Genomic DNA, 2,809 nt, shown 5'->3' with positions numbered 1-2,809 from the left:
TGATTGTTTCCGTCGCTGGTGACCGGCTTGGTCCGGCGATGCCCGTCTGGCAGTCGGTATGGGCCGGTAGTCTCGGTCTGGAAGAACTGGGCTGATCGGCGGGGGCCGGTACCGCCCCAACCGGGGTATGTATGGAGCGACATCGCGGAACAGACCAGATGGTCGACAGGGCAGATCGCTTGCTGACGAAGCGCCAAACGAGACGTGAGGGCCGGGCAACGGTGGGTGCGCCACTACTGGTGGACAATGCAGATCTTTCGGTGAAGACCCTGGGTCCGTGCCGGATAGATTCGCCACTGCTACCCCTGCTGGGTGAGCGTCCCACCACGCAGCACTACATTGACGAGTCGGACAAGGTCCTCTACGACGACACCACGTCGATGATCGCGGCCCGCGAGGTCGCGCTGGACGCGCTGCCCGGGTTCGAGCCCGCCGGGCCGCGGCGGAAGATCTACTTCGACCCGTCCAAGACCAGGGTCGGGATCGTGACCTGCGGAGGTCTGTGTCCGGGCCTGAACAACGTGATCCGTGGGCTGGTCCTGGAGCTGACCTCGCACTACCGGGTCCGGCGGATCGTCGGTTTCCGTAACGGCTATCAGGGGTTCATCGCCCGTTACGGTTACGACGTGGTCGACCTGACCCCCGAGCGCGTCGCCAGCATCGACGACGACGGCGGGACGATTCTCGGCAGTTCCCGCGGCCAGCAGGATCCGGGCGAGATTGTCGACTGTCTCTCCCGAATGAACATAAATATTCTCTTTGTCATCGGTGGCGACGGCACGTTGCGCGGTGCGAAGGAGATCTCCCGGGTCGCCACCGAGCGCGGTGAGAAGATCGCGGTCGTCGGAATCCCGAAGACGATCGACAACGACATTCCCTATATTGATCAGAGTTTCGGTTTCCAGACCGCGTTCGGCAAGGCCGCGGAGTCCATCCAGGTCGCCCACGCCGAGGCGACCTCGGCCCCCGGCGGCATGGGCGTGGTCCGGTTGATGGGCCGCCATTCCGGCTTCATCGCCTGCTATGCGACCCTTGCCAAGAGCAACGCGGACGTCGTGCTCATCCCCGAGCTGCCCTTCAAGCTCGAGGGCGAGGGCGGCCTGCTCAACCATCTGCGCAAGCGGATTCTGGACCGCGGTCACGCCGTCGTCGTCGTCGCCGAAGGCGCTGGTCAGGAGCTCATCACCGACCAGCCACAGTCGGCGGACGCATCCGGTAACCGCAAACTGCACGACGTGGGCCAGGAGCTGTCCCGCCGGATCAAGGAGTACTTCGACCTTGAGGGCGTCGAGCTGAACCTGAAGTACATCGACCCCAGCTACGTGATCCGCAGCGTTCCGGCGAACCCCTACGACAGCGTCTACACCATCCGGCTGGCCCATGCCGCCGTGCACGCGGCGATGTCCGGACGCACGGAGATGGTCGTCGGCCGCTGGCGGCGCCGCTTCATCCACATCCCGATCGGCCTCGCCGTCAGCCAGCGCAACCAGGTCGACCCGGCCGGTGACCTGTGGATGTCGGTTCTGGAAGCCACCGGCCAGCCGCCCCGTTTCGAATAACCCGCCCGTCCGGCTTCGTCCGCCCGCGCGGCGCCGCGCCCGCTCGCGGCTCCCGCGTCCTAGGGACGAGCGAGCCGGGCGACCAGGTTCGCGCGCACCGAGGGCCATTCCGCGGCGGTGATCGAGTAGTAGGCGGTGTCGCGGATGGTGCCGTCGGAGGCGGGCATGTGCGCGCGCCGCACACCCTCGAAACGCCCGCCGACCCGTTCGATGGCGGCACGTGACCGGGTGTTGCGCACATCCGTCTTCAGGTATACGCGCAGCGCCGACCAGACGGTGAACGCGTGCTCGAACAGCAGCAGCTTCGCCTCGGTGTTGATCGCTGTGCGCTGGGCCGCGGCGCACAGCCAGGTATAGCCGATCTCGGCCACCGAGGGCAGTTCGGACTCCGCCGCGGACGCCGCCGCGGTGTCCGCCGGCTCCACGGGCGTGCTGCCCAGCGCGCCCTCGGCCGTCGGCCGCCAGAATCCCAGGTCGAGAAACCGTGTGCTGCCGACGATCGTGGCGCCGGAGTCGCCGTCCGCGCTGGACGGGGCCGGCTGGGTCGGCCGGGTCGGGGGGATCCGACGGATGATCAGGGGGACGGCGAGGCCCAGTGCGCGGTCGGCCAGGGCGGTCGACACGTAGCGGCGCATCGCGGCGTCGGAGTCGGGTACCCAGGTGAGGGAGAACGAACGGCGGTCCGTGGACGCGGCGCGCAGCAGATCGCCGCTGTGCTCGGTGCGTAGCGGTTCAAGTCGGACGTGTCGTCCTGTCAGCACCGGCCGCGTCCACTCGCCGGACATGGTCGTCATGGTGCTGAGCATGGCAGCGTAGCCGGCGACTGTGGCGTAAGGGGCATCTGTCAGATGCGCGACGTGTCCGCCGTCAGGGGATTCGCAGGGCGTCGCGGATGATCGTGGCGACCTGGTCGATCTCGAGGAGGAAACCGTCGTGCCCGTGGCGGGAGTGGATGCGGAGTAGCGGGACACCGGTCAGGTCGGCGAGTTCCTGTTGCAGCCGGATCGGGTACAGCCGGTCCGAGTCGACGCCGGCGATCGTGAACGGCACGGGGCAGGTGGCCAGTGCGCTGGCGTGCCCGCCGCGTCCACGTCCGACGTCCTGGGTCATCATCGCCCGGGTGAGGGTGACGTAGCTGCCCGCGTCGAAGCGGCGGATCAGTCGGTCGGCGTGGTGATCCAGGTAGGAGGCGACCTCGAAGGCGCCGTCCGGTCGGACGCGGGCGCCGAACCGGGCCTCGAGCTCCGCCT

General features: G+C 68.1%; 2 protein-coding genes and 1 pseudogene. 1 reads left to right on the top strand and 2 read right to left on the bottom strand.

From position 1 onward, the window contains the following. The first annotated feature begins 221 nt into the window (after positions 1-221). Positions 222-1,559, top strand: coding sequence for an ATP-dependent 6-phosphofructokinase (locus G6R24_RS19990; RefSeq protein WP_163550695.1), 1,338 nt, complete (start codon positions 222-224; stop codon positions 1,557-1,559). A 59-nt stretch (positions 1,560-1,618) separates the two neighbouring features. Here the strand turns inward: G6R24_RS19990 and G6R24_RS19985 are convergent, their stop codons facing one another. Both G6R24_RS19985 and G6R24_RS19980 read right to left on the bottom strand, forming a co-directional pair. Next, a complete protein-coding gene (locus tag G6R24_RS19985) occupies positions 1,619-2,353 on the bottom strand; it encodes a GNAT family N-acetyltransferase (protein WP_225438831.1) in 735 nt (244 codons plus the stop codon). Positions 2,354-2,426: 73 nt separating this feature from the next. Beyond that, positions 2,427-2,809: pseudogene (locus tag G6R24_RS19980) on the bottom strand (homoserine O-acetyltransferase MetX); the annotation flags it as partial.

It is taken from the genome of Candidatus Frankia nodulisporulans (assembly GCF_902806475.1).
Classification (GTDB): Bacteria; Actinomycetota; Actinomycetes; order Frankiales; family Frankiaceae; genus Frankia; species Frankia umida.
Note: the sequence above shows the minus strand (reverse complement) of the source record. Positions and strands in the feature narration are given on the sequence as shown.